Below are 23,817 nucleotides of genomic sequence, written 5' to 3' on the forward strand. Positions count from 1 at the left end.
TTCATGAGATCCGTCGTCGACTGCAAAGTGCGCAGATTCGAACGGACGGCGGAATTCAGGGTGACGTCAGCCACGGAATGCGCTCCCATCCTAGGAGTAGCCGCCTCATCCTGAGGCGCTCGAACGTTTCGCCGGCTCTAGCTAAGCAAGGATTAATCACGGCCGCCTTGGGCGCGGGCGGCCGTGCAGAGGCGGTTTCATGGTTAAGCGACGATGAACGCGGCGAGGCGTCCGCCGCGCGGCGGTGGCGGGCGGCGGCTTGACCTGGAGGCCGCGGGGCGCGATGGACGTCGCGCCATTCTGGTCGCCGAGGAGCTCCCATGTCGTTCACGCTCGCCAAGACCGAACGCCTGGCCGCGATTCTGTCCCAGACGCCGGTGATCCCGGTGCTGACCTTTTCGGACGCCAAGTCCGGGGTCGCGACCGCCAAGGCGCTGCGCGACGGCGGGCTCACGGTGCTCGAGGTCACGATGCGCACGCCGAAGGCGCTCGAGGCGCTGCAGGCGATCGTCGACGAGGTCGAGGGCGTGACGGTCGGGGCCGGCACGATCCTCGAGCCGCAGCATGTCCAGCAGGCGATCGAGTCCGGCGCGGCCTTCCTGGTCAGCCCCGGCTCGGCCTCTCGCCTGCTCGGCGCCGCGAGCGAGGCGCCTGTGCCCTGGCTGCCGGGCGTCTCGACCGTGTCCGAAGCCATGCAGCTCGCCGAGCGCGGCGCGACCTTCGCGAAGTTCTTCCCCGCTGGCCCGGCGGGCGGCCCGCCCTTTCTGAAGGCGCTCGTCGCGCCGCTGCCGGAGCTCCATTTCGTGCCGACCGGCGGCATCGACCGCGGGAATGTCGAGGACTACCTGATCCTGCGCAATGTCGCCTGCGTCGGCGGATCCTGGGTCGCGCCGCAGCAGGCGATCGACTCCGGCGACTGGGACGCGATCAGGACGCTCGCCCGGGAGACCTCGGCGCTCAAGGCGCGGTGATCGCGGGCGCCCTTGCCGGGCCTCAGCGCCGGCATTACGTCGACGCAGCCTGACCCGACGCCCCTCTGGAGACGCCCCGCCATGCTCGACGCCAAGAGACTCCTCGACCAGTTCCTCGGCGCGGGCTCCGGGAGCGGGACGGGCGGCGGCCTCGAAAAGACGATCGGCGGCGCGCTGTCGCGGATGGGCGGCCCCGGCGCGCCGGCCAGGCCCGGCTCCTCTTCCCCTGCGCCGACGCGGCAGCCGTCTTCGAGCGGCGGCGACCTCATGAGCCAGATCGAAGGCTTCGCCAAGGGCCCGCTCGGCGGCGTCGCGGGCGGCGCGATCGCGGGCACGCTCGCCTCCGTGCTGCTCGGCGGCGGCAAAAGCAAGCTGCCGAAGGTCTCGGGCTCGGCCGTGAAGCTCGGCGGCCTCGCGATCCTCGGCGGGCTCGCCTACAAGGCCTGGCGGAACTACCAGGAAGCCCAGCAGGCTCCGCAGGGCGGCGCGGCGCCTGCGCCGCAGCCCCTGCCCGGCCCCGTGGAGATCGCCCCGCCGCCGCAGGAGACGGCGTTCTCGCCCTCGACCGGCGGCGAGGAGCAGCGGCTCGGCCTGCTGCTCGTGCGCGCCATGATCGCCGCGGCCCGCTCCGATGGGCGGATCGACGGCGAGGAGATCGGAAAGATCAAGGACGCGCTCAAAGCATCGGGGGCCGATGGCGACGAACAGTCCTTCCTGATCGACCATCTCGGCCGGCCGGACGATCTCGACGAGATCGCGGCGGAGGCCCGCGGCCCCGAGCTCGCCTCCGAGGTCTGGCTCGCGGCGCGCCTCACCATCGATCCGGACACCGACGCCGAGCGCGCCTTCCTCAAGACGCTCGCGGACAAGCTCGGCCTCGGCGCGCCGCTCGTCGCCCATCTCGAGGCGACCGCGGCCCAGGCCAAGCAGTCGGGCGTCGCGGCGATCTGACCCCCGGGCCGCGCGGAACCTCCGCGCGTCCCGGCGGTTGACCTCCACGCCACTCCCGCATGCGAGGTTCCGATGTCCGAGACGCCCGTCACCCCCGCCATCAAGGAACGCGCGAAGAAGCTCTGGGAGGACGCGGGCTCGCCGGCGGGCCGCGAGGATGACTACCTCGAAAAGGCCCGCGAGCTCGCGGCCTTCGAATCGAACCCCGGCGCGGGGCTCGAGCCGGTCTCGGAGGCCGTCGAGGACGAGGCCGAGAAGAGGTTCGGTCGCTCCGTGGAAGAGGCGAAGCTGCAGGAGAACCTTGGCGAGTTCCCGGGGCTTCAGCGCGACCAGGGCGATCGGGAGTCGACGCCGGAGAAGTGAGCGGTTTGGACCTGGCGCCGCGTTTATGTCCCGGCCTTGAGCCGGGACCCGTTCTGCTCCGCGTTCAAAAAGTAAGCGGCCGCCGCCTACGATCCCCGACCGGCGTCGCGCTGATGGATCCCGGCTCAAGGCCGGGACATTCGCGCAGCGGCTCCAACGCCTAGGCCGCCTGCCGCTTCTCCAGGAAGTCCTTCATCCGATCCAGCGCGCGGGCGATGTTCTCGGCGGAGTTGGCGTAGGAGAGGCGGATATAGCCCTCCCCCAGAACGCCGAAATCGGGACCGCCGATCACGGCGACGCCCGCGTCCTCGAGGAGCGACGAGGCGAGGGGCTTCGCCTTCCAGCCGGTCTGCTTGATGTTGGGATAGGCGTAGAACGCGCCCTTCGGCGTCGCGCAGCTCACGCCCGGCAGGTCGTTCAGCCCCGCGGTCACGAGCTTGCGGCGCTTGTCGAACTCGCGGCGCATGTGGTCGACTGCGTCCTGCGGCCCCTCGAGCGCCGCGATCCCGGCATATTGGGTCGCGGCGTTGACGCAGGACCAGGCGTTGACGGCGAGCTTGCGGACATTGTCGTAGAGCTTCTTCGGCCAGACCGACCAGCCGAGCCGCCAGCCCGTCATCGCGTAGGTCTTCGACCAGCCGTTCAGCACGATCAGCCGGTCGCGGATCTCCGGATAGGCGAGCAGCGTCTGGTGCTCCAGCCCGTCGAAGGTCAGCTGATCGTAGATCTCGTCGGACATGATCGCGACGTCGGGGAATTTCTCGAGCCCTTTCACGAGCTTGTCGATCTCCTCCTTGGGCGTCACGCCGCCGGTCGGGTTGGCGGGGGAGTTGATGATGAGCAGCCGCGTCTTCGGCGTGATCAGCGCCAGCGTCTCCTCGGCGGAGAACGCGAAGCCGTTCTCCTCGTGGATCGGCACCGGGATCGGATTGGCGCCGGTGAACTCGATCATCGAACGGTAGATCGGGAATCCGGGGTCGGGATAGAGGATGTCGACGCCGGGCTCCCCAAACAGCAGGATCGAGGCGTACATCGTGACCTTGCCGCCGGGCATGATCATCACGAGGTCGGGGTCGACCTCGACGCCGAAGCGCTTGTTCAGGTCCTTCGACACCGCCTCGCGCAACGGCAGGATGCCGGTCGCCGGCGTGTAGCCGTGATGGCCGTCCTTCAGCGCTTTGATGGCGGCCTCGACGATGTGGCCGGGGGTCGGAAAATCCGGCTGCCCGATGCCGAGATTGACGATGTCGCGCCCTTCCGAGGCGAGCTTGGTGGCCCTCGCCAGCACCGCGAAGGCGTTCTCCTCGCCGATGCGGTCGAAGGCGTCGACGGTCTTCAGCATGGTCGGTCTCCGCAAGGACGCGCGCCTCGGAACGATCGGGCGCGCGACGTGTTGGAATCGGCATGACGCAGGGCTTTGAAGGCCCGCGTGGCGCGCCTTCCGGGCGCGCTTCCGAGATCAAACTAGCATCCTGAAGGAGAATGTCATGGCAACCCGTCTCGACGGGCGAAAGATCGCCATCCTCGCCGCCGACGGCTTCGAGCAGGTCGAACTTACCGAGCCCATGAAGGCGCTGAAGGAAGCCGGCGCGATGGTCTCGGTCGTCAGCCTCAAGAGCGGCTCGATCCAGGGCTTCAAGCACGACAAGCCCGGCGACAGCGTGAGCGTCGACAAGGAGGTCGCGGGCGCGCGGGCCGAAGAGTTCGATGGGCTCCTGATCCCGGGGGGCCTGTTCAACCCCGACGCGCTGCGCTCCGACCCGAAGGCGGTGGCGTTCGCCAAGTCGTTCTTCGACGCCGGCAAGCCGGTCGCCTCGATCTGCCACGGGCCGCAGGTGCTGATCACCGCGGGAGTGGTGAAGGGCCGCAAGATGACGAGTTGGGGCGCGGTCCAGACCGACCTCAGAAACGCCGGCGCGATCGTCTCCGACGAGCCCGTGGTGGTGGATCAGGGGCTCGTCACCAGCCGCAAGCCCGACGACATCCCGGCGTTCAACGCCAAGATGATCGAGGAGTTCGCCGAGGGCCGCCACCAGGGCCAGCAGCGCTCCGCGGCCTGACCGGAGGCTTCAGGGAGAAATCCGGAGCGGCGGGCGCAAGCCCGCCGCTTTTTCATGCGAGCCCCTCCCCCGTCGTCGTGGTCCGGCTTGACCGGACCACCCACCTTGAGCGCGGATCTCGACGCCGACGATGGGTCCTCCGGTCAAGCCGGAGGACGTCGGCGGAGAGGACGCGACGCCGCGGAGGCCCATTTGAGATTCGCGCTTGCGCTCATGCTGCTCGCGATCGCCGCGCCCGCCGCAGCGGCCTCCGCCAAGCAGACGACGCTGTCGGGCAAGGCCGGCAAGACCAACGTCCAGGTCCGGGTGATCCTGCATCCGCAAGTCGATTCCTGCGCGCCGGACGTGCTGAAGGAAATCCACCGGCAGGCGCTGGCGCTCGGGCTCGCGCATGTCCGCGCGAACCTCGCCAAGCTCGTCCGCCAGGCCAAGACGGACGCGAGCGGCGAGAAGGAGTTCTTCGGCCTGAGCTACCTCGCCGGTTGCCCGAAGGACGGCGCCCCGTGGCTCGCCTTCCCGGCCGACGGCAAGGAGAAGTCGGTGTCGCGCTATGCGCCGGGCGCCGGCTGGTCGCCGATGATGAAACTCTGATGGGCGCGCTCAAGTTTTGTGGTTGGACGGCGACGGCCTCCTGAGGCAGGAGGACGGCTCTCGCCACGCTTCTCCGCGCCATGACAGACAGAACTTCGTCTTCCGAACTCGTCGACGGTTTTCCACGCGGCCTGCCCGTGGCCGGCGGCCCGGCCGAGCGCCCCCGGTCCCTCGCGCTCGAAGGCCGCCATGTGCGGCTCGGACCGCTCGACCCCGCCCGCGACGCCGCCGACCTCTACCCGGCGACCCACGGGTCCGAAAAGGCGCGGCTCTTCGCCTATCTGTTCGACGGCCCATTCGAGAGCGAGGCCGCGATGCGCGACGCGCTGGCGCTCGCAGCCGAAGGCCCGAACGCGACCGTGACCTTCGCGATCCGCGACGGCGCGTCGGGACGGACCGTGGGCCGCGCGACCTATATGCGGGTCGAACCCGCGCATCGCTCGCTCGAGGTCGGCTCGATCCTGTTCGCGCCGGCGCTCGCCCGCACGCCGGCCGCGACCGAGTCCATGTATCTCATGGCGCGGCACGCCTTCGAGGACCTCGGCTACCGGCGCTACGAGTGGAAATGCGACGCGCTCAACGCGCCGTCGCGCGCCGCCGCCGAGCGGCTCGGCTTCCGGTTCGAGGGCGTGTTCCGGAAACACATGATCATCAAGGGCCGCAGCCGCGACACCGCGTGGTTCGCGATGACCGAGGACGACTGGCCTGCTGTGAAGGACGCGTTCGAGGCCTGGCTTGCGCCCGCGAATTTCGACGGCGACGGACGCCAGATCAGGCGGCTGGTGGATCTACGCGCCGCGGCGACGTCCCGGCCTTGAGCCGGGACCCATTGGACGGTGCGAGCGCAGGATTTTCGGTTTCGGCTGAGCTTCGCCGACGAGCGACAGAGGAGAATGGGTCCCGGCTCAAGGCCGGGACATGAGGGCGGCGGCCGCGCCTATTCCTCGTCGTCTTCCGGATCCTCCTGCGAGGAGGCGCCGAGCTTGGCGGCGACATTGCGGCCGAGCTTGCGGAGCAGCTTCCTGAGGCGCTTGCGGTCCTTGCCGTCGATGCCGTCCGAGGCCTCACGCTCGAGCTCGCCCCAGATCGCGTCGACGGCCTCGGCGCGCCGGCGTCCCTCGTCGGTCAGCTCGACCCGCACGATGCGCCCGTCGCCATTGACCGTCCGCCGCTCCACCAGACCCTGGGCGGCGAGCCGCGCCACGGTCTTCGACGCCGTCGGCGGCCGGACCCTGAGCTCGGAGGCGAGATCGCCCATCGTGCAGCCGTTCTCGGCGGCGAGCAGCGTCAGCACCTGCTCCTGGCCGGGGAACAGTCCGAGCTCCGTCAGCAACTGGGCGCTGCGCGCGCGGTGCAGCCGCGCGGCGTGCACCAGTTCGTAGCCCACGGTCTTCGCGTAGGGGCTCTTCATTGTTTCGCCCTCTGTCGGCGCCAAACCTTGCCGACAAAAGGATATGCTGTGCGTATGACAGGAAGTCGAGCGCGAAAGACGGTCAAAAACCGTCGTATTTCCTTAGACTTGCGTCCTATGCGAAAGACCTTCGGCGCGAGCCGGAGATCGTGAGCCTGCTCATCACCGCCTTCGGCCGCTTCGACGGCGGCCCGAATTGCTCCGAGCGGCTGATCGGGCGGTTGACGCGCGACAGGCGCGCGCTTGCGGCGCTGTGGGACGGGCCGGTCGCCTTCGCGACGTTCGAGGTCGACTCTGAAATGGTGGAAGCGGCGTTCGCCGAGGCCGTCGCCAAGGCGCGCCCGACCCACGTCCTGCTGACGGGCCAGGCGGCGTCCCGCGAAACGCTCGCCCTCGAGCGCGTCGCCGTGAACCGCCGCGACCTCGGCGTCCCGGACGCCCGCGGCCGCACGGGCTTCATCGGCCCGGTGCGCGATAACGGACCCGACCGCCGGGCGGCCACCTGGCCCGATCTCAACGGCGCGGCGGCCGCCGTCTCGGCCGAAGGCGTCCCGGCCGCGGTCTCGGACGACGCCGGAACGCATCTCTGCAACCAGACGCTCTATCTCGCTCTCGAGGCCGGCCCGCGCGCCGATCCTGCTTTCGTCGCGACCTTCCTGCATCTTCCGCTGCTGCCCGAGCAGATCGAGGCCCAGATCCCGCAGGCGGTCGGCCGCGACGGGATCGCGGGCATGAAGCTCGACGACATGGCGCGTGCGGTCCGGGCCTTTCTGGTCCATACCCGGCGCGCGACCCGCCGACGCCAGAAAACCCATCACAACGAGAGCCTCGCCTGACGATGAGCCTGCCCCGCCGCCGCTGGATGGACATGACCACCGAGGATTTTCGCGATCCTGGCGTCAAGGACTGGATCGCCGTTATGCCGATCGCGGCCGTCGAGCAGCACGGGCCGCACCTGCCGGTCGGCGTCGACGCGATGATCGGCGAAGGTCATCTCGCCCGCGCCGAGCCGCTCATCCCGGACGATCTGCCCGTCACCTTCCTGCCCTTCCAGCAGATCGGCACATCCGCCGAGCACATTGCGTTTCCGGGCACGCTGTCGCTCTCGCCCGAGACCGTCATCGCGGCCTGGACCGACATCGGCGCGTCGGTCGCGCGGGCGGGCGTGAGGAAGCTTGTGCTGATCAACAGCCATGGGGGCAACACCGCCGTGCTCGACATCGTGGCGCGCCGGCTCAGGGTCGAGCACGGCATGCTGGCGGTGACCGCGAGCTGGCAGCGCTTCGGCTTCCCGGCGGGCCTGTTCGAGCCCGACGAGATCCGGCATGGCATTCATGCCGGCGGCATCGAGACGGCGCTGATGCTCGCCTTCCGCTCCGACCTGGTGCGGATGGAGAAGGCGCAGGACTTCCGGCCCATGACGGTCGACATGGAGCGCGACTTCGCGCAGCTCCGCGCCTCGACGCCGGCTGGCTTCGGCTGGATGGCGCAGGACGTCCACCCGTCCGGCGCCGTGGGCAACGCGGCCTCCGGACGCGCTGAAGACGGCGAGGCGGCTGCGGACCACGGCGCGCGCGCCTTCGTGGCTCTGCTCGAGGACGTCGCGCGGTTCCCGATGGAGAAGCTGGCGAGCTGGCCGCCGGAGAAGTGACGGCTCGACAACCCCGGCGGCTCGCTCCACCATGACCCAACAACAACGCGGGGGAGGCGAGCGCCGATATGACGGACGTGCGGCAGGAAGAGCGGCTGATCGAAGGCCTCAAGGTCATCGAGACCACGGAGACCGACAATGTGCTGCGCTGGGACGGAACGGTCCTGTATGTCGAGCACGACGTCTACCACAACGGCCAGCTCGTCCACCGCAAGTACCGCCGCAAGGTGACGGCCGACGTCGCGCGGGTTCTGCTCAGCGTGATCGCCGGCAAGGCCTAGAAGCTCGGCGGCCATGTCCCGGCCTTGAGCTGGGACCCATCCTCCCCCGCGATCGCCGGACTTATGCGCGCAGGGTGCGAGCTCACCGGCCGATCCTGCTGATGGTCCGCGTCAAAACGGGGAAGCCGGGAAGTTGAGGCGGCGCTATCCCTTCAGGAACGCCATCACCTTGTCGAAGGCCGGCTTGGCGTTCGGGTCGGGCAGCGAGGTGAAGACGTGGGCCGAGCCCGGCCAGACCGAGAGCTCCGCCTCATTGCCGGCCGCGGCCCAGCGCGCCGCCATGAACAGCGTGTCGTCGACCAGCGGGTCGCGCGTTCCGACGGTGAAGATCGCGGGCGGCAGGCCGGAGAGGTCGGCGTAGAGCGGCGAGACGTCCGGGTCGGAGAGGTCCTCGCCGTTCTGCAGGAAGTTGGCCGCGAACATCCGGACGTCGCGCGTGCCGAGCACGAGCTTCTGGTCTCCGAACAGCCGCGCGCTCGGCGTCAGGCCGAGGTCGAAGCTGCCGGCCGTGAGATTGGCGCGCGAGAAGGGCGTGAGCCCGTGCCGGTCGCGCAGTCTCACCAGCGTGACGGCCGCGAGATGCGCGCCGGCGGATTCCCCGCCGATCAGCAGCCGGTCCGCGCCGAAGCGGGGCGCGGCCTCATGCGCAACCCAGAGCGCGGCGGTCTCGCAATCGTCGGGGCCTGCTGGATAGGGGCTTTCAGGCGAGAGCCGATACTCGGCCGAGAGGCACGCGAAGCCGAGCTCGCTCGCGAGCCGCTCCAGCCGCGGGTCGTCCTGATCGAACGTTCCAAGCGTCCATCCGCCGCTGTGGAAATGGAGATAGACGGCGCTCGGGTTCTCGGGCGCGATGACACGAAGCCGTAAAAGTCCGTCGGGGCCGTCGATCGTGAGCGTCTCGGCCCGCGGGCTCTTCGGCCCGATGATGAAGGGCGTGATGCCGCGCTCGCGCCGCGCCCTGACCTCCGCCGGCCCGAGCGACCAGTTGTCCGGCGCGCCGCTCGCCTTTTCGATCAGCGTGTCGGCGAGCGCCCTGGTTCCGGCCGGCGCGGCGTCGGGAGCGAAGACGGCGGGATCGATCGCGATCGGGGGCATGGGGCTTCCGAGGCTGGTTCGCGGGGCCTGCGAGAAAACGCGACCGGGGGTCTCGCCGCAAGGCCCGGCGGCCCCAACATCGAGGTCATGACCAGAACCCTCACACGCGCGGCCAGCTCGACGGTCTCGTCAGGCCCCGCCGACCACCAGGCGATGGCGCGCATCGCGGTCGAGACGCGGGGGCCCTCGCTCACCGACGTGACCCACGAGGTTGCGGCGGCGCTCGAGGAGGCGCACGCCGGCGACGGACTCGCGACGCTGTTCTGCCGCCACACCTCGGCGTCGCTGACGATCCAGGAGAACGCCAGCCCCGAGGTGCTGGACGACCTCGTCGACGCGCTCGACCGGCTCGCGCCGCGCGCCGCCGGCTGGCGCCACGACGACGAGGGGCCGGACGACATGCCGGCCCATGTGAAGACCATGCTCACCGGCGCCTCGGTCGCCGTCCCTGTGATCGGCGGCCGGCTTGCGCTCGGGACCTGGCAGGCGATCTATCTCGTCGAGCACCGGGACCGGCCGCATCGGCGCGAGTTGATCCTGCATTTCGTCGGGTCGAAGGCCGCGGCGTGACGCCTCGCGACGGCCGCGGCGCCCCGAATGCGCGTCCGGAATCGCGGCGGGCGCGCTAATTCCGCAACGCCTTCAGAACTATTCCGAATTGAGGCGACTTAACGCATCGATTTCACGTCCGCGAATCGTTATGAGACCTTCATGACGAGCGCTTCCTCTTCGAATTTCCGCGTCCTCATCGCCGACGACCATCCGCTGTTCCGCGCCGCCTTGCGCGAGGCGATGGCTGGCGAAGCCGCCGAGATCTCCGAAGCCGGCTCCTTCGAGGCCGCCTCGAAGACCCTCGAGACCGACAGCGCCTTCGACCTGGTGCTGCTCGACCTCACCATGCCGGGGGTCAGCGGCTTCTCGGGCCTGATGTATCTGCGCGCCCAGTATCCGGCGCTGCCCGTGGTGGTGGTCTCGGCCAATGAGGACCCGACCGTGATCCGCCGCTGCATGGATTTCGGCGCCTCGGGCTTCATCCCCAAGACGCTCGGCGTCGAAGAGATGCGCGAGGCGGTCCGCGCGGTGCTCGCCGGCGAGACCTGGTCGCCCCCCGACGTCGACCTCGCCGGGCCGGACGACGGCTCCGCGAAGCTCGCGGCGCGCCTCGGCACGCTGACGCCCCAGCAGGTGCGCGTCCTGATGATGCTGAGCCAGGGCCTGCTCAACAAGCAGATCGCCTACGAGCTCAGCGTCTCCGAGGCGACCGTGAAGGCTCATGTCTCGGCGATCCTCGCCAAGCTCGGCGTCGAGAGCCGCACCCAGGCGGTGATCGCTGCGTCCAAGATCGAGGCCGGCCAGTGGCCGGAACGCGCCAACGGCATGTGAGGGGGCGGCCTCACCTGCGCCGTCGTCCCGGGCTTGTCCCGGGACCCATTTCCGCTGACGAGGCCTGGCGATCGGAACGGCGAGGACATGGATTCCGGGACAAGCCCGGAATGACGCTCTTATTTTGCCGCCCCAGCCCTACGCTCACACGCCGACGACAGGCACGTCCTCGTCCGGCGGAATGCGCTGCGGCGTCCGGGCCTTGCCCTTGCGATTCCAATAGGCCCTGACGCGCTTCTTGGCGGTCGGCGTGAACTCCAGCCCCAGGTCGCGATAGATTCCCGCGACGGTCTGCACCGGGCTCTCGATGACGTCCTCGTAGCGCACGGTGGCCCGACGGTCGGGGCTGATCAGCGCCCAGTCTTCCTCCAGCCTCCCGGTCACACGCGCATGGAAGCGTTCGGCGGCCGCGCGGTCGCGGGGCCTCGGCCGTCCCTGCAGCGAGAAAGCGCCGTCGCCGAGCCGCTGCATCCGCATGAAGGACGGAATGACCTCCTCGGCCGCCCGCTCGGTCCGCACGAAATAGGCGTCGGGGTAGAGCGCGAGCAGTTCGGGGATGCGGGTGCAGTTGGCGGGGTTCTTCAGCAGCAGCCGGCGTCCCGGATATTTGACGTTGAGCAGCTTCATGAAGTGACCGTGCGCCGCCCGCCACTCGGCCCGGGCCTCCGGCGCGCCGTCGAAGAACATCGCCTCCTCGACGGCTTCGTCGTAGCGGCGCGGAAAATATGTGACGGCGAAGAAGGACGGCCCCCCGAGATTGGAGATCGCGAGCTCCTCCTCCTGGATCGAGCGCGGCGACACCTCGACGAGGTCCGTGACGCGGGTCGGCGGCAGGATGCCCCCCACGAAGCGGCGCTTGTAGCGCGCGAGATAGGGCGCGTCGGCCGGGAACAGCACGTCGATCAGCGAGGGGCCGGCGAGGTCCGGGTCGGCGGCGAGCAGCTCGTGCAGCAGCGTCGTGCCGCTCCGCCAGAAGCCGAGCACGAAGATCGGCGGCGTCGTCCGGTGCCAGTCGTCGGGGACTTCCGCCGCCGCCGCCGTCGCCTTCTCGATGAAGGGGCGCCGGAACCGGGTCGCGACCCAGGACACCGCGAGCAGCCCGAAATGGGCGGCGCGGATCCTGTCGTTGCGCCGGAGCACCCGCTTGACCGTCTCATACTCGGCCCCCGCGAGCGGATGGAGCGTGGAACGGGGCGGCGGCACGAGCGTTCGCAACGTCCTCATTCGGCAGCGGTCCGGTGTGCGAGCGTCTGGGCGAGCAAAGCCCTCAGCGCGGCCGGGCGGATCGGTTTGGGCAGCACCGTCACGCGCTTGTCTTCCGCCGAGGCGCGCAGCTCGGGCGTGCGGTCGGCGGTGATCAGCGCCGCGGGGATCGGGCTGCCGAATTTCCAGCGCAGCGCGACGATCGCCTCGAGACCGTCAGCGTCGTCGAGATGGTAGTCGGCGAGCAGCACGTCGGGGATCGTCCTTCGCCGGCGCACCACCTGCTCCGCCTCTTTCTGGCTCGACGCCGTCAGCACCGCGCAACCCCAGCCTTCGAGCAATGTTCTCATGCCTTCCAATATCGCGGCCTCGTTGTCGATCGCGAGCACCGTCAGCCCTGCAAGCGCGGGGCTCGGGGCGAGCCCGCGCTCGGACGCGACCTTCAGGGCCGGCATCGCCGCGACGACCGGCGCCTCGATCGCGAAGATCGAGCCCTTCCCCGGCCGCGACCTGAGCGTGATCGGGTGGTCGAGGATGCGCGCGATGCGCTCGACGATCGACAGCCCGAGCCCGAGGCCAGGCGCGACCTTGGCGCCCTGATCCAGCCGCTTGAATTCGCGGAACACGACCTTCTGCTGCTGCGGCTCGATGCCGAGGCCGGTGTCCCAGACCTCGACCCGCACCCGCCCCTTGAGGCGCCGGACCCCGACCAGCACCCGCCCGCGCGGCGTGTATTTGATCGCGTTCGAGACGAGATTCTGCAGCACCCGGCGCAGCAGACGGCGGTCGGAGCGCACCGTCACGCTGGTCGCCGCCACGGTGAGGCGAAGTCCCTTCTCCTCGGCGACCGGCGCGAATTCCCGGGCGAGCTGGGAGGTGATGTCGTCGAGCCGGAAGCTCGAGAGCTCGGGGCGCATCGCGCCGGTGTCGAGGCGGGAGATGTCGAGCAGCGTCGACAGGATCTCCTCGACGGCGTCGAGCGAGGAGTCGACATTCTTGGCGAGCCTGGCGTGCTCGGGCTCCGACGAGGCGCGCTCCACGAGGCTGGTGGCGAACAGCCGCGCGGCGTTCAGCGGCTGCAGGATGTCGTGGCTCGCGGCGGCGAGGAATCGGGTCTTCGAGATGTTGGCCTCGTCGGCCTCTGTCTTGGCGCGGGCGAGCTCCTGGTTGAGGCGCGTGAGCTCGCGGGTGCGCTCGCGCACGCGCCGCTCCAGCGTCTCGTTGGCGCGCTCCAGCGCCTCCTGGGCCGCGACCGTGTCGGAGATGTCGGTGTAGGTGGTCACGACGCCGCCGCCCGGCATGCGGGCGGAGCGGATCTCGATGACGCGGCCCGAGGGGTGGAGCCGGGTGCGCAGCGTCTCGAGTTTCCCAACGAAGCGATCGATGCGGTCGGCGATGAACGGCTCCGGATCGATCGGGCCATAGAGGCCGCGCGCAGCGTTGAAGCGGAAGATGTCGTCGAGACCGACGCCGAAATGGATCATCTCCTCGGGCAGATCGAACAGCTCGCGAAACTGCCGGTTCCAGCAGACGAGCTTCATGTTCTTGTCGATCGCGGTGACGCCCTGGCGGGCGTGGTCGAGCGCGTTCTGCAGCACGTCGCGGCTGGTCAGCATCGCGGCGGACGCGTCGTCGAGGAGTTTGAGCGCGTCGGTGGTGGTGACGTCGCGCTTGGTCAGCAGCATCGAGAGCACCAGCCGCGACGAGGCGGCGCCGATCGCCGACGCCAGCAGGTGCTCGGCGAAGCGCACCGTCTGCAGGTCGGCCTCCGCCTCGGGCGCGAGCGCCGTCCCGCGCGCGATCGCGAAGCCGCGGAAGGCGATCTCGGTGGGCTCCGGCCCGAGATAGCGCGCGACCGTCTGCACCAGTTCGCCCGCGGTCGCGCGCGAGCGCCAGGGCCGATAGGCGGCCGGCGAGGCGGGCTTCGTCGACGTCTCGACCGATGGCTCGTCGCCGCAGAACGCCGCCGCCTGCTGCCGCTCGATCGGAGTCGGCTGGCGCGTCAGCGAGACGCCGACGAAGACGAGCGCATTGAGCGCGAGGCTCAGGAACACGGACCGGGCGATCGGATCGACGCCTGCGGCGGCGAGCCAGTCGAGACGCGCGCCTCCAAGCAGGGCGATCCCCGAAAGCGACGGCAGATGCGCCGCGGCGGGCAGGACCAGCGTCCAGACCCAGACCAGAAGCCCGACCGCGATCCCGGCCAGCGCGCCCCGGGCGTTCGCCCGCCGCCATGCGAGCCCGCCGAAGAACGCCGGGGCGAGCTGAGCGATCGCGGCGAGAGCCACCAGACCGAGGGCAGAGAGGTCGACGCCCTCTCCAAGACGATGCAAGCCGTAAGCGGCAACGGCCACGGCCGCGATCGCGAGCCGGCGCACGACGAGGAGCCACCCCGTCATGCTGGAGCGCTGCGCCGTGCGGCCGCGCAGCATCACGGGCATCGCGAGGTCGTTCGAGACCATCACGGACAGCGCCACGCATTCGACGATCACCATCGCGCTCGCGGCCGAGAGGCCTCCCAGGAAAGCCGCGACCGCGACCCAGCGGGCGCCGGCCTCGAGCGGCAGCGCGAGCACGAAGGCGTCCGGCGCGATGGCGCCGCCGGCCCCGAACGTCACCAACCCGGCGAGCGCCATCGGCGCGACGAAGACGCTGAAGGCCACGAGATAGGCGGGGAAGAGCCAGGCGGCGCGCCCGACGTCGGCCTCCTCGCGGTTCTCGACCACGGCGACGTGGAACTGGCGCGGCAGCAGCAGGAAGGCCGTGAAGGAGAGCAGCGTCAGCGCGATCCAGCCCGGCAGGTCGGGGGGCTCGGCGAAGGCGAGGTCTGCGCCCGCCGCGGCGGCGCGCTCGAGCAAGGCGGCCGGCCCGTCGAACAACGCGAAGGTCACGAAGGCCCCGACGCCGAGGAAGACCACGAGCTTGACCAGCGACTCGACCGCGACCGCGGCCATCAGCCCGTCCTGTCGTTCGGTGGCGGCCACCTGACGGGTGCCGAACAGCATGGCGAAGAACGCCAGGGCGACCGCCGCGACGAAGGCGGGGTCGACCGAACGGGCCGCGTCGGGGCCGAACATCACGGCGGCGGACATCGCGACCGCCTTGAGCTGCAGCGCGACGTAAGGCACGACGCTCACGATCGAGGCCAGCGCGACCAGCGCCGCGACCCGCTCGCTCTTGCCGTAGCGGGCGCCGATGAAGTCGGCCACCGAGGTGATGTTCTGGGCCTTGGCGAGCCGCACCACCCGCCGCATCGTCGCGCCGAACAGCGCGAGCAGCAGGATCGGGCCGAGCGAGAAGGCGAGGAAGCTCCACCCGTTCGCCGAGGCGAAGCCGACCGCGCCGTAGAACGACCAGGAGGTGCAGTAGACCCCGAGGCCGAGCGCGTAGAGCAGCGGACGCAGCCGCCCGGAGGTCCAGGCCGGATTGCGGCGGTCGACATAGGCCGCGAGCGCGAACAGCGCGCCGAGATAGACGAGCGCCATGGCGAGCGCGAGCGGTCCCTGCACCGCGCCTACCTCTCGGACCGCGCAGCGCCGCCCGCGCCGCCTCGTCTTGTCATTCTCTTCGCCCTTTCGCTAACTTGCAGAGCAAGTTCGTCATTCGCGAACTTGCTCCAGCGCCGGGGCGCGGGCAACTGCGCCCGTCAGCGCCGTTCGCGACCGAAAGCGGATCTGGTCTAGCGGGTCGACCCGGCCGCTGTCATCAGCCGCGAAACAGGGGACCCAACGCGATGTCGATGATCCAGGAATTCAAAGAATTCGCCATGAAAGGCAACGTCGTCGACCTCGCGGTCGGCGTCATCATCGGCGCGGCCTTCGGCAAGATCGTCGAGAGCCTGGTGGGCGACGTCTTCATGCCGATCATCGGCGCGGTCATCGGCGGGCTCGACTTCTCGAACTACTATATCGGTCTGTCGTCGGCGGTGAACGCCCCGGCGCTGGTCGACGCCAAGAAGCAGGGCGCGGTGCTGGCCTATGGCAACTTCCTGACCATCACGATCAACTTCCTGATCGTCGCGGCCGTGCTGTTCATGGTCATCAAGGCCATCAACCGCCTGAAGCGCAAGGAGGAAGCGAAGCCCGCACCGGTCGCCGAAACGCCGGCGGACGTCAAACTCCTGACCGAGATCCGCGACATCCTCTCGGGCGCCGCCGCGAAGGTCTGACCTGCGCGGGAGCCTGAAGGAGACACCGCATGGCCGCCCGCTTCGTGCTCCACCACCACCCGCAGTCGCGCGCCCAGCGCATCAAATGGCTGCTGGAGGAAGCGGGGGCGCCCTACGAGATTGTCTCCCACGATTTGGAGGCCGGGACCCACAAGAAGCCGGACTTCCTCGAGCTCAACCCGGACGGCAAGCTGCCGACGCTGATCGACCGGGGCCCGGGGGGATCGTGGTCGACGGTCGTGACCGAAAGCTCGGCGATCGTCATCCATGTCGCCGACGCGGTCCCGGGCGCCGGGCTCGCGCCGGGACCGTCGGACCCGCGCCGCGGCGCCTATCTCAACTGGATCGCCTATGTGTCGGCCGCGGCCGAACCCGCGCTCGCCGACCATGTCTGGCCACGCGCCGAGGCCGCGCCCGCGACGGCGATCGGCTGGCCGCCCTATGAGAAGGTGATGAACCGGATCGCGGCGGGAGTCTCTTCCAGCCCTTATCTGACGGGCGACGCCTTCACGGGCGCCGACCTGATGGTCGGCTCGATGCTCAACTGGCTCTCGGGCTGGGGCAAGCTGCCGGGACCCGAGCGCTTCGAGGCTTATCTCGAGCGCCTCAAGGCGCGGCCGGCCTTCCAGCGCGCCGCCGCGCAGTGATTTGAGGCGACGGCCCTCAGCGGCCGAGCCGGTTGGAGTCGGCCTCGCAGGCGTGCCAGTCGGGATCCGCCGCGGCCTGCCCCTGCTTCCCGTAGCAGAGCCCGAGCCGCGACAGGCGGTTGGTGAAATGATCGCGGCGCGCGCAGGCGGCGCGGTTCTCGGCCGCGCCAGCCTGGCCGGCCAGGCAGGCGGCGTTCGCCTCCCGCCAGACCGGCAGCATCGCCTCCGCGGTCTCCTGGGCCTGCGCGCCGGACTGAAGAGACGCCAAGAGGCCCGCGGCGAACGCCGCGGACCTGAGGACGAGGCCGGCGGGAACCGCCGCCCTCACTTGGTCGCGCCGTCCACGATCCCCGCCAGCCCCTTCACATAGATGCCGTCGATCACGCCCTTGGCCTCGGCCGCGCTCGCGCCCTTGGGTTCGAACCGGCCGGACCACGTCACCTTCGACCCGGCCGAGCCCGACGGCTCGACCTGGATGGTCGCGACGTAATTCGCGACCGGCAGCGGGCTCTCGATGATGGCGTAGCTGTATTTCATCGCCGCCTCGTCTCGGCCGAGCTGCTCCTCGACGATCGTGCCGCCGCCCTTCAGCGTCAGCGTCCGGAGCTGCTTGCCGTTCGAGGTCGAGAGCGCGCAGGCCTCCACCGCCGGGTGCCATTGCGAGATGCCGCAGAATCCGCCGATCGTCGCCCAGACCTTCTCCGGCTTCGCGTTCACCGGCGTCGCCTCGGTGACCTCGACCGCAAAGGCCGGCGCGGCCGCGATCGTCGCAAACGCCATACAGAGCGCAATTTTCTTGAAGCTCATCATGCCCGTCCCTCCCATCGTCGCGGCGGCTGTCCCGCCGCTTCACGGAAGGGTGTAGGGCCTGGCCGGACGCCGGCCAGCGGACGGTCGGTTGCGCGAGAGATTCTTGTCGCGAGCCTGTCCGGAGCGCCCGCGAGGACGTTCAGCCGAAGATGAAGTCAGTCTCGGCGAGGTCTCTGAGGCCGGCGAGCACAACCATTTGGTCCACCTCGCGATCGCCGTCGAGGTCGATGCTGATGATGACCTCTTCGCTCGACCGCTCGTACCGAATCTCGCCGGCCGCGCCCGAGAACGCCGATCGTCCTATGAATGCGAGCGCGCCTGGCGTTGCGTTACCACTGTCGATGGAAAGCGCGGTCAGGTCGAGGCGGTCGCCGTCGCCGGAGGAAAAATCGGTGATCCGATCGTATTCAGGCCCCTCGAAATACTCACCTTCATTCTTGATGACAAAGGTGTCGGCACCGCGGCCGCCCGAGAGGACATCGTATCCATTGCCGCCGTCTATCCGATTGTCGCCGGCGTCGCCGCTGATCGTGTCGAACCCGCCCGAACCGATGACGTTTTCGAAGTTTCGGACGACATCCCGAGGCGACGTAAAGTCGGCGAAGGCTTCGACCACGATCGAATCCGAAGCCCCTGCGAGCGTGACCTTCACACCGCTGCCGTCTTTGCTGGCGAAGCTCAGCGTGTCGATCCCTTCGCCACCATCGAGGGTGTCGCTGCCCCCGCCGCCATCGATCAGGTTGTCGCCGGCGTCTCCGGTGATGCTGTCGTCGCCAGCGCCGCCGATGACGTTCTCAACGCCGACAAGGCGGGCGAGTTCGTCGCCATTGAAGAGCCTGACCACATCGGCGCTTCCTTGCGAGTTCAGGACGAGTTCGAAATCGAAAAATGAGTCGAGGCTCGAAAGCTCCGCCGTGTCGACGCCCTCGCCGCCATCCATGCGGGCGGTGGTTCCACTTCCAAACAGCGTGTCGTCGCCGGCGCCGCCGACCAGCGTGTCGGCGTTGTAGGCGGACCGCAGAACGTCGGCCATGGACTGGCCGATGAGCAGATCGGCGCCGCGGCCGTCCGACAGCTCGACGCGTTCGACGGATCGGGCGTCGAGCAGGACGCGGTCGCCGAGCAGAATGCGAAACGCGCCTTCGCCCGTCACCTCCGTGACGAGCCCATCGTCGGCCTCGTCCCTGAAGCTGAGGGTCGGTCCGGCGGCAAGGACGTCGTCGCCGGCGCCGCCGAAGACGTCGTCGCGGGCCGCATCGAGATCGACCGCGAGGCTGTCGTCGCCGCCGAAGCCCTTCAGGACGTTGCGCCCGGCTCCGGCGGAAAGCACATCGCTCTCCAACGCGCCTTGGAGCCGGTCGTCGCCGTCGCCGGACGAGATCAGGAAGCGCTCGGCGCCGGAGATGCGCGCCGCGCCGCGCCCATCGAGGGTCATGACAACGACGCCGTCCGTCTTGGACACAACGAGGTCCGCGCTGTCGCGTATGCTCACAGTCGCGATGTCGGCTCCCGCGCCAAGATCGACGCGGTCAAGTCCCTGATCGAGCGTGAGAGACACCTGGTCGTCGCCGCCGAAGGTCCGGACGATGTCGCGACCCTCGCCGACGGACACCCTGTCTCCCGCCATTCCGCCGAGCAGGCTGTCATCTCCGCCCCAGCCGCTCGCAACCAGCTTTTCGAAGCGTTCGGCCGTCGCGGCGATGACGCTGCCGAGGCTGATCGTGACGCCCGACTGCAAGTCGCCAGTCATCACGAGCGGCTCGGAACTCTGACCGAGTTCCAGCGTGTCCAAGCCTTCGCCTCCATCGAGGAAGTCGCGGCTTCGGTCGAGGGCGACATAAATCTCGTCGTCACCGGCGCCGCCCCTCAGCGTGTCGCGACCAGCGCCCGCAAGCAACTCGTCGTCGCCTTCGCGGCCAAACAGCCTGTCGGCCCGCGCCGTTTCGCCAATCCGGTCATCGCCCGCAAGACCGAGAATGCGGCGGCCGTTGATGTCGATCGCCTCGAAATTCCGGACCTCAGCCACCGCCTTGCCGTCAAGGAGGATCACCGAGCCGTCGAAGCTCAGGCTGCGCCCCTGGTCCAGATAGACGCGGACGTCCAGTGTGTCGTAGCCGCCGCCGCCGTCATATCGGCCGCCGGGAAAAAAATGGCCGCCATAGAACCGCAGTTCGAGCGCGTCATCTCCTGCGCCGAGGTCGATCCGGTCTCCTCCGCCGTCGTCGACGACAACGAGATCCGCCCCGGCGCCGCCATCGATCCGGTCATGCCCGGAACCCGAGGAGATTCGATCGTCGCCGGCCCGGCCGGCGAGCGTGTCGTTTCCATAGGCGGTTTCGAAGATGTCGAATCCGGAACTGCCGGCCACATGTTGGCCGACGTCGCCCCCGGACCTGAACCTGGCGCCTTCGAAACCGGCCGCGATCGCCCTTGCGTCGCCATCGACCAACACCTCGCCGTCGAGCGCGAACGCGACGCTCAGCGGCCTTTCGCGCCAGTCCGCATAGATCGTTATCCAGTCGAAGCCATCCCCGCCATCCAGGCTGTCGACGTCCGAACCTCCGTCGTCGGCCGCCCACACATGGATCAGATCGTCGCCGGCACCGCCAGCTACGATGTCACCGCCCTGGTCTGCCTCGATCTCGTCGTGGCCTTCGCCGCCGAAGATCGTGTCCTTGCCCGACCCGCCAGAGATGTCGTCGTTCCCCTCGCCGCCTTCGATGAGGTCACGCCCCGCCCCGCCCGAGAGCACGTCGTCCCCGCCGCGGCCCAGGATTTCGTCGTCGCCGTCCTCCCCGAAAAGATAGTCGCCGTGCGCTTCCCCGATGATCCTGGACATGCATTTCTCCCCCGTTGATCACGCGCTTAGCGGCGTTTGCGGGGTATTCCCATCGGCATTGAGCATTGCGCGCATAAATTGCAGCCAGCGTGGCGCAGCCGCCACGGCCGGCGCCCTTACGCCCCGAAGATCGACCAGCCCATGCGCTTCGCCAGCGTCTCGAGCGCGATGCGGCCGAGATGGGAGTTGCCGGAGGCGTCGAGCCCCGGGGACCAGACCGCGATCGAGGCCCGGCCCGGCGCGACGGCCAGAATGCCGCCGCCGACGCCGCTCTTGCCGGGCAGGCCGACCCGATAGGCGAACTCGCCCGAGCCGTCATAGTGGCCGCAGGTCAGCATCACGGCGTTGATGCGTCGCGCGCGCTCCGCCGTCACCACCAGATGGCCGGTCGACGGGTTCCGGCCGGCATGCGTCAGGAAGCGGCCCGCCATGGCGAGTTGGCGGCACGACATCGCGATGGCGCAATGGTGGAAATAGACGCCGAGCACGTAGTCGACAGGGTTTTCGATCACCCCGAAGGACTTCATGTAGTTGGCGAGAGCGACGTTGCGGAAGCCGGCGCCCTTCTCGGAGGCCGCGACCGCCTCGTCGATCACGATCTGCTCGTCGTCGGCGAGGTAGCGCATGAAGCGCAGGATCTCGCCGAGCGCCTCGCGTGGCTGGTGGCCCGACAGGATCGCGTCGGTGACCGCGATCGCGCCGGCGTTGATGAACGGGTTCCGTGGCACGCCCTGCTCGCGTTCGAGCTGGACGATCGAGTTGAACGGGCTGCCGGAGGGCTCGCGCCCGACGCGCCGCCACAGCCGGTCGCCGATCTTGCCGAGCGCGAGCGTCAGGGTGAAGACCTTCGAGACGCTCTGGATCGAGAACGCGACGTCGGCGTCCCCGCCCATCGCGACCGTCCCGTCCGCCGCCACGACCGCGATCCCGAACCGCGCGGGATCGACCCGCGCGAGCTCCGGGATGTAGGTCGCGACCTCGCCGCGGTCGGGGCGGCGGGCCATCTCGTCGGCGATCTCGGCGACGACGGTTTGGAGGTCAGGCGAGGCGGTCATCTGGAGGCGCGTCTTCAAGTTCGGTGCCACAGAACCTCATGCCCGAACTCCGTCCCCGCCGCCACGGCGAGAAGGTCGCGGGCTTGGCCTGAACCAGGCCTCGTTCCGGGACGCGTCTCAGGCCCGGCGCTCCGGCGCGTTTCCGCGCCTTGCAGATCACCATGCAAACCTGTATGCAGGTTAGGATGCAGATGATGACCGACGCTCCTGCGGCCGTGACGCCTCGCTACGAACAGGCCTATGAGACGATCCGCGGCATGATCGTCGAGGGCCGGCTCAGGGGCGGCGAGACGATCTCCGAGGTCCGGCTCGCAGACGAGCTGGCGATCAGCCGGACTCCCGTGCGGGAGGCGGTCCGCCGGCTCGTGGGCCAGGGGCTGGTGGAGAGCACGCCGCGGGGCCTCCGGGTCTTCCGGCCGAAGCGCGAGGACGTCGCCGAGGTCTACTTCTTGCGCGCGGCCATCGAGGGCGCGCTGGTGCGGGCCGCGGCGCTGCGCATCACGGCGGCCGAGATCGAAGCCCTCCGCGCCATCCATGCCCGCAGCCTCGAGGCGGCCTCCCGGGAGAACATCCCGGACCTCGTCGCGCTCAACGGCGAGTTCCACGCCGGGATCGCGGCCGCGGCCGGCAGCGGACGCGCCGGCGAGGCGCTGCGCGACCTCGACCCGCTGGTCGCGACCTACCGCCGGCTGTCGCTGTTCGCGCCCGGCCATCGCAAGGCGTCGAACGACGAGCACGGACGGCTGATCGAGCATCTCGAGCGCCACGACGGCGCCCGCGCCGAAGCGCTGATGCGCGCCCATATCGCGCGCGCCGGGCGGCGCATCGTCGACGCCGTCCTGCAGATCGAGCCGCCGGAGCCCGGCGCGGACAAGGCCGCCCGGCTGATCGCCAATCTCGACAGCCTGGACGCCGACGACGCCGCGCTCTGACCGGCGCCAAGAGTTCTTGAGGAGCACGGAAATGGACGAGATGCGGTACGACGTCGTGGTGGTGGGCGGAGGCGTCACCGGCGTCGCGGCGGGGATCGCGGCGGCGCGGGCCGGCGCCAAGGCCGTCGTGCTGGAGCCGCGTCCGTTCGTCGGCGGCAACGCCACCACGGGCCTCTGCCTCCACAGCTTCCTCACGCGCGACCGCCGCCAGACCGTGTTCGGCCTCGCGCAGGAGATGGTGGACCGTCTGAAGCAGCGCGGCGCCGCGGTCGGCCACATCCCCTATGACGGCTTCGTCAGCGCCGTGACGCCGGTCGACGGCGACTGGTTCCGCATCCTCGCGAGCGAGATGCTGGCCGAGGCCGGATGCCAGGTGATCTACGGCGCGAGCGTCGTGGGCGTCGAGCGCGACGGCGCGGCGATCGACGGGCTGACCGTCGCCATGAAGGGCGGGCTCCGCCGCATCGTCGCCGCGTCTTACGTCGACACCAGCGGAGACGCCGACATCGCTGCGCTCGCCGGCTGCCCGACCCGCAAGGGCGAGGAAGGAACCGGCAAGATGCAGCCGGTCTCCATGCTGATGCACTTCCACCGCGTCGACACGCGGCTGATCGCGAAGACGCTTGGCGAGGTCGGGCCGGCGATGGCCGACAAGCCCGGCGAGTCCGAGCCGATCCCGGTCTATTTCAACGGCACGTTCAGCCAGTGGAACGACGTGATCGAGGAGGAGCAGATCTTCCCGAACCGCGACCACAAGGTGTTCTTCAACACGGTCTGGCCCGACCGGGTGAACGTCAACACCTCCGCGGTGTTCGGCGTCGACGGCACCGATCCGATCGCGATGTCGCGCGCCTTCCAGGACCTGACGCGCCAATGCGTGCGCGCCGGCGAATTCCTGGTCCGCCACGTCCCCGGCTTCGAGCGCGGCTATTTCGCGCCGCAGGTCGTGGCCGGCGTGCGCGAGTCCCGCAACATCCTCGGCCGCTACGAACTGACCAAGGAGGACGTGCTGGAGGGGCGGAAGTTCGACGACACGGTCGGGCAGATCTGCTTCCCCGTGGACATCCACCACCCGGACACCGGCCAGGCCTATTTCGTCGACATCGGCGACGACGGCGCCTTCGACGTGCCCTACCGCTCGCTGCTGCCGCAGGGCGTCGACAACATGATCGTGGCCGGCCGCTGCCTGTCCGCGACCCATTTCGCCCATGGCGCGACCCGCAACATGGCGCCCTGCATCGTCACCGGCCAGGCGGCCGGGACCGCGGCGGCGCTCGCCAGCAGGGGCAACGCGCCGGTCGCGCAGCTCGACGTCGCCGAGCTCCAGAGCCGGCTGAAGGCGGACGGCGCCTATCTGGGCGAGCCGGCTTCCGAGGCCCGTCGCCGCACGGCGTGAACCTGCCAAC

24 protein-coding genes are annotated in these 23,817 nt (G+C 69.7%); 15 read left to right on the forward strand and 9 right to left on the reverse strand.

What is annotated here, in order from left to right:
* Positions 1-320: 320 nt before the first annotated feature.
* From eda to EK403_RS16430, 3 genes are all read left to right on the forward strand, one after another.
* Positions 321-971, forward strand: a complete 651-nt coding sequence (eda, locus tag EK403_RS16420; protein WP_128778561.1) for a bifunctional 4-hydroxy-2-oxoglutarate aldolase/2-dehydro-3-deoxy-phosphogluconate aldolase — start codon at positions 321-323, stop codon at positions 969-971.
* Between the two features lie 81 nt (positions 972-1,052).
* Complete coding sequence (locus tag EK403_RS16425) at positions 1,053-1,922, forward strand: tellurite resistance TerB family protein (protein ID WP_128778562.1); 870 nt, start codon at positions 1,053-1,055, stop codon at positions 1,920-1,922.
* 72 nt (positions 1,923-1,994) lie between these two features.
* On the forward strand, positions 1,995-2,285 hold the full coding sequence (locus EK403_RS16430) for a DUF2934 domain-containing protein (RefSeq protein ID WP_128778563.1): 291 nt from the start codon (positions 1,995-1,997) through the stop codon (positions 2,283-2,285).
* Positions 2,286-2,445: 160 nt separating this feature from the next.
* On the opposite strand, the gene EK403_RS16435 is transcribed toward EK403_RS16430, so the two are convergent.
* Positions 2,446-3,627, reverse strand: a complete 1,182-nt coding sequence (locus tag EK403_RS16435; protein ID WP_128778564.1) for a pyridoxal phosphate-dependent aminotransferase — start codon at positions 3,625-3,627, stop codon at positions 2,446-2,448.
* Between the two features lie 145 nt (positions 3,628-3,772).
* On the opposite strand from EK403_RS16435, the gene EK403_RS16440 reads away from it, so the two are divergent.
* The 3 genes from EK403_RS16440 to EK403_RS16450 all read left to right on the forward strand — a co-directional run bounded on the left by EK403_RS16440 (position 3,773) and on the right by EK403_RS16450 (position 5,754).
* The gene (locus tag EK403_RS16440) at positions 3,773-4,345 is read left to right on the forward strand and encodes a type 1 glutamine amidotransferase domain-containing protein (RefSeq protein WP_128778565.1); all 573 of its coding nucleotides are present in this window, start codon (positions 3,773-3,775) and stop codon (positions 4,343-4,345) included.
* Positions 4,346-4,537: 192 nt separating this feature from the next.
* Positions 4,538-4,936, forward strand: coding sequence for a hypothetical protein (locus tag EK403_RS16445; RefSeq protein WP_128778566.1), 399 nt, complete (start codon positions 4,538-4,540; stop codon positions 4,934-4,936).
* 80 nt (positions 4,937-5,016) lie between these two features.
* A complete protein-coding gene (locus tag EK403_RS16450) occupies positions 5,017-5,754 on the forward strand; it encodes a GNAT family N-acetyltransferase (RefSeq protein ID WP_128778567.1) in 738 nt (245 codons plus the stop codon).
* 119 nt (positions 5,755-5,873) lie between these two features.
* Here the strand turns inward: EK403_RS16450 and EK403_RS16455 are convergent, their stop codons facing one another.
* Positions 5,874-6,347 carry a MarR family winged helix-turn-helix transcriptional regulator gene (locus EK403_RS16455; protein ID WP_128778568.1) on the reverse strand — a complete coding sequence of 158 codons (474 nt, stop codon included), beginning with the start codon at positions 6,345-6,347 and terminating at the stop codon, positions 5,874-5,876.
* Between the two features lie 149 nt (positions 6,348-6,496).
* Between EK403_RS16455 and EK403_RS16460 the strand changes: the two genes are divergently transcribed.
* The 3 genes from EK403_RS16460 (at position 6,497) to EK403_RS16470 (ending at position 8,279) form a co-directional block, all read left to right on the forward strand.
* Positions 6,497-7,183: a pyroglutamyl-peptidase I gene (locus tag EK403_RS16460; RefSeq protein ID WP_245479747.1), complete on the forward strand. Its 687-nt coding sequence runs from the start codon at positions 6,497-6,499 to the stop codon at positions 7,181-7,183.
* Positions 7,184-7,185: 2 nt separating this feature from the next.
* Positions 7,186-7,998 carry a creatininase family protein gene (locus EK403_RS16465; RefSeq protein ID WP_128778569.1) on the forward strand — a complete coding sequence of 271 codons (813 nt, stop codon included), beginning with the start codon at positions 7,186-7,188 and terminating at the stop codon, positions 7,996-7,998.
* A 68-nt stretch (positions 7,999-8,066) separates the two neighbouring features.
* Positions 8,067-8,279, forward strand: a complete 213-nt coding sequence (locus EK403_RS16470) for a hypothetical protein (RefSeq protein ID WP_128778570.1) — start codon at positions 8,067-8,069, stop codon at positions 8,277-8,279.
* Positions 8,280-8,423: 144 nt separating this feature from the next.
* Here EK403_RS16470 and EK403_RS16475 read toward each other — a convergent pair whose 3' ends face one another.
* A complete protein-coding gene (locus EK403_RS16475) occupies positions 8,424-9,374 on the reverse strand; it encodes an alpha/beta hydrolase (RefSeq protein WP_128778571.1) in 951 nt (316 codons plus the stop codon).
* 87 nt (positions 9,375-9,461) lie between these two features.
* Here EK403_RS16475 and EK403_RS16480 point away from each other — a divergent pair, with 87 nt between their 5' ends.
* Positions 9,462-9,944: a secondary thiamine-phosphate synthase enzyme YjbQ gene (locus EK403_RS16480; protein ID WP_128778572.1), complete on the forward strand. Its 483-nt coding sequence runs from the start codon at positions 9,462-9,464 to the stop codon at positions 9,942-9,944.
* Positions 9,945-10,085: 141 nt separating this feature from the next.
* Positions 10,086-10,757 (forward strand): response regulator transcription factor, encoded by a 672-nt coding sequence (locus EK403_RS16485; protein ID WP_128778573.1) that lies wholly within the window; start codon positions 10,086-10,088, stop codon positions 10,755-10,757.
* A 144-nt stretch (positions 10,758-10,901) separates the two neighbouring features.
* On the opposite strand, the gene EK403_RS16490 is transcribed toward EK403_RS16485, so the two are convergent.
* A complete protein-coding gene (locus tag EK403_RS16490) occupies positions 10,902-11,981 on the reverse strand; it encodes a sulfotransferase family protein (RefSeq protein ID WP_128778574.1) in 1,080 nt (359 codons plus the stop codon).
* Positions 11,978-15,469 (reverse strand): hybrid sensor histidine kinase/response regulator, encoded by a 3,492-nt coding sequence (locus EK403_RS16495; protein WP_342633790.1) that lies wholly within the window; start codon positions 15,467-15,469, stop codon positions 11,978-11,980. Before EK403_RS16495 ends, EK403_RS16490 begins: the two co-directional genes overlap by 4 nt.
* 230 nt (positions 15,470-15,699) lie before the next feature.
* Between EK403_RS16495 and mscL the strand changes: the two genes are divergently transcribed.
* Both mscL and EK403_RS16505 read left to right on the forward strand, forming a co-directional pair.
* A complete protein-coding gene (gene mscL, locus EK403_RS16500; RefSeq protein WP_128778658.1) occupies positions 15,700-16,128 on the forward strand; it encodes a large conductance mechanosensitive channel protein MscL in 429 nt (142 codons plus the stop codon).
* A gap of 29 nt (positions 16,129-16,157) precedes the next feature.
* Positions 16,158-16,775, forward strand: coding sequence for a glutathione S-transferase family protein (locus EK403_RS16505; protein WP_128778575.1), 618 nt, complete (start codon positions 16,158-16,160; stop codon positions 16,773-16,775).
* 16 nt (positions 16,776-16,791) lie between these two features.
* Here EK403_RS16505 and EK403_RS16510 read toward each other — a convergent pair whose 3' ends face one another.
* The 4 genes from EK403_RS16510 to EK403_RS16525 form a co-directional block, all read right to left on the reverse strand.
* Positions 16,792-17,103: a hypothetical protein gene (locus EK403_RS16510; RefSeq protein WP_128778576.1), complete on the reverse strand. Its 312-nt coding sequence runs from the start codon at positions 17,101-17,103 to the stop codon at positions 16,792-16,794.
* The gene (locus tag EK403_RS16515; RefSeq protein WP_428979623.1) at positions 17,100-17,582 is read right to left on the reverse strand and encodes an SRPBCC family protein; all 483 of its coding nucleotides are present in this window, start codon (positions 17,580-17,582) and stop codon (positions 17,100-17,102) included. The genes EK403_RS16510 and EK403_RS16515 overlap by 4 nt, the downstream gene beginning before the upstream one ends.
* 142 nt (positions 17,583-17,724) lie before the next feature.
* Complete coding sequence (locus EK403_RS16520) at positions 17,725-20,424, reverse strand: calcium-binding protein (RefSeq protein WP_128778577.1); 2,700 nt, start codon at positions 20,422-20,424, stop codon at positions 17,725-17,727.
* 116 nt (positions 20,425-20,540) lie between these two features.
* On the reverse strand, positions 20,541-21,479 hold the full coding sequence (locus tag EK403_RS16525; protein ID WP_128778578.1) for a glutaminase: 939 nt from the start codon (positions 21,477-21,479) through the stop codon (positions 20,541-20,543).
* Positions 21,480-21,673: 194 nt separating this feature from the next.
* On the opposite strand from EK403_RS16525, the gene EK403_RS16530 reads away from it, so the two are divergent.
* Together EK403_RS16530 and EK403_RS16535 are read left to right on the forward strand one after the other, a co-directional pair.
* Positions 21,674-22,411, forward strand: coding sequence for a GntR family transcriptional regulator (locus EK403_RS16530; RefSeq protein ID WP_164919642.1), 738 nt, complete (start codon positions 21,674-21,676; stop codon positions 22,409-22,411).
* Between the two features lie 31 nt (positions 22,412-22,442).
* The gene (locus EK403_RS16535) at positions 22,443-23,807 is read left to right on the forward strand and encodes an FAD-dependent oxidoreductase (RefSeq protein ID WP_128778580.1); all 1,365 of its coding nucleotides are present in this window, start codon (positions 22,443-22,445) and stop codon (positions 23,805-23,807) included.
* The last annotated feature ends 10 nt before the right edge of the window (positions 23,808-23,817 follow it).

This window comes from Hansschlegelia zhihuaiae (assembly GCF_004103825.1).
Classification (GTDB): Bacteria; Pseudomonadota; Alphaproteobacteria; order Rhizobiales; family Methylopilaceae; genus Methylopila; species Methylopila zhihuaiae.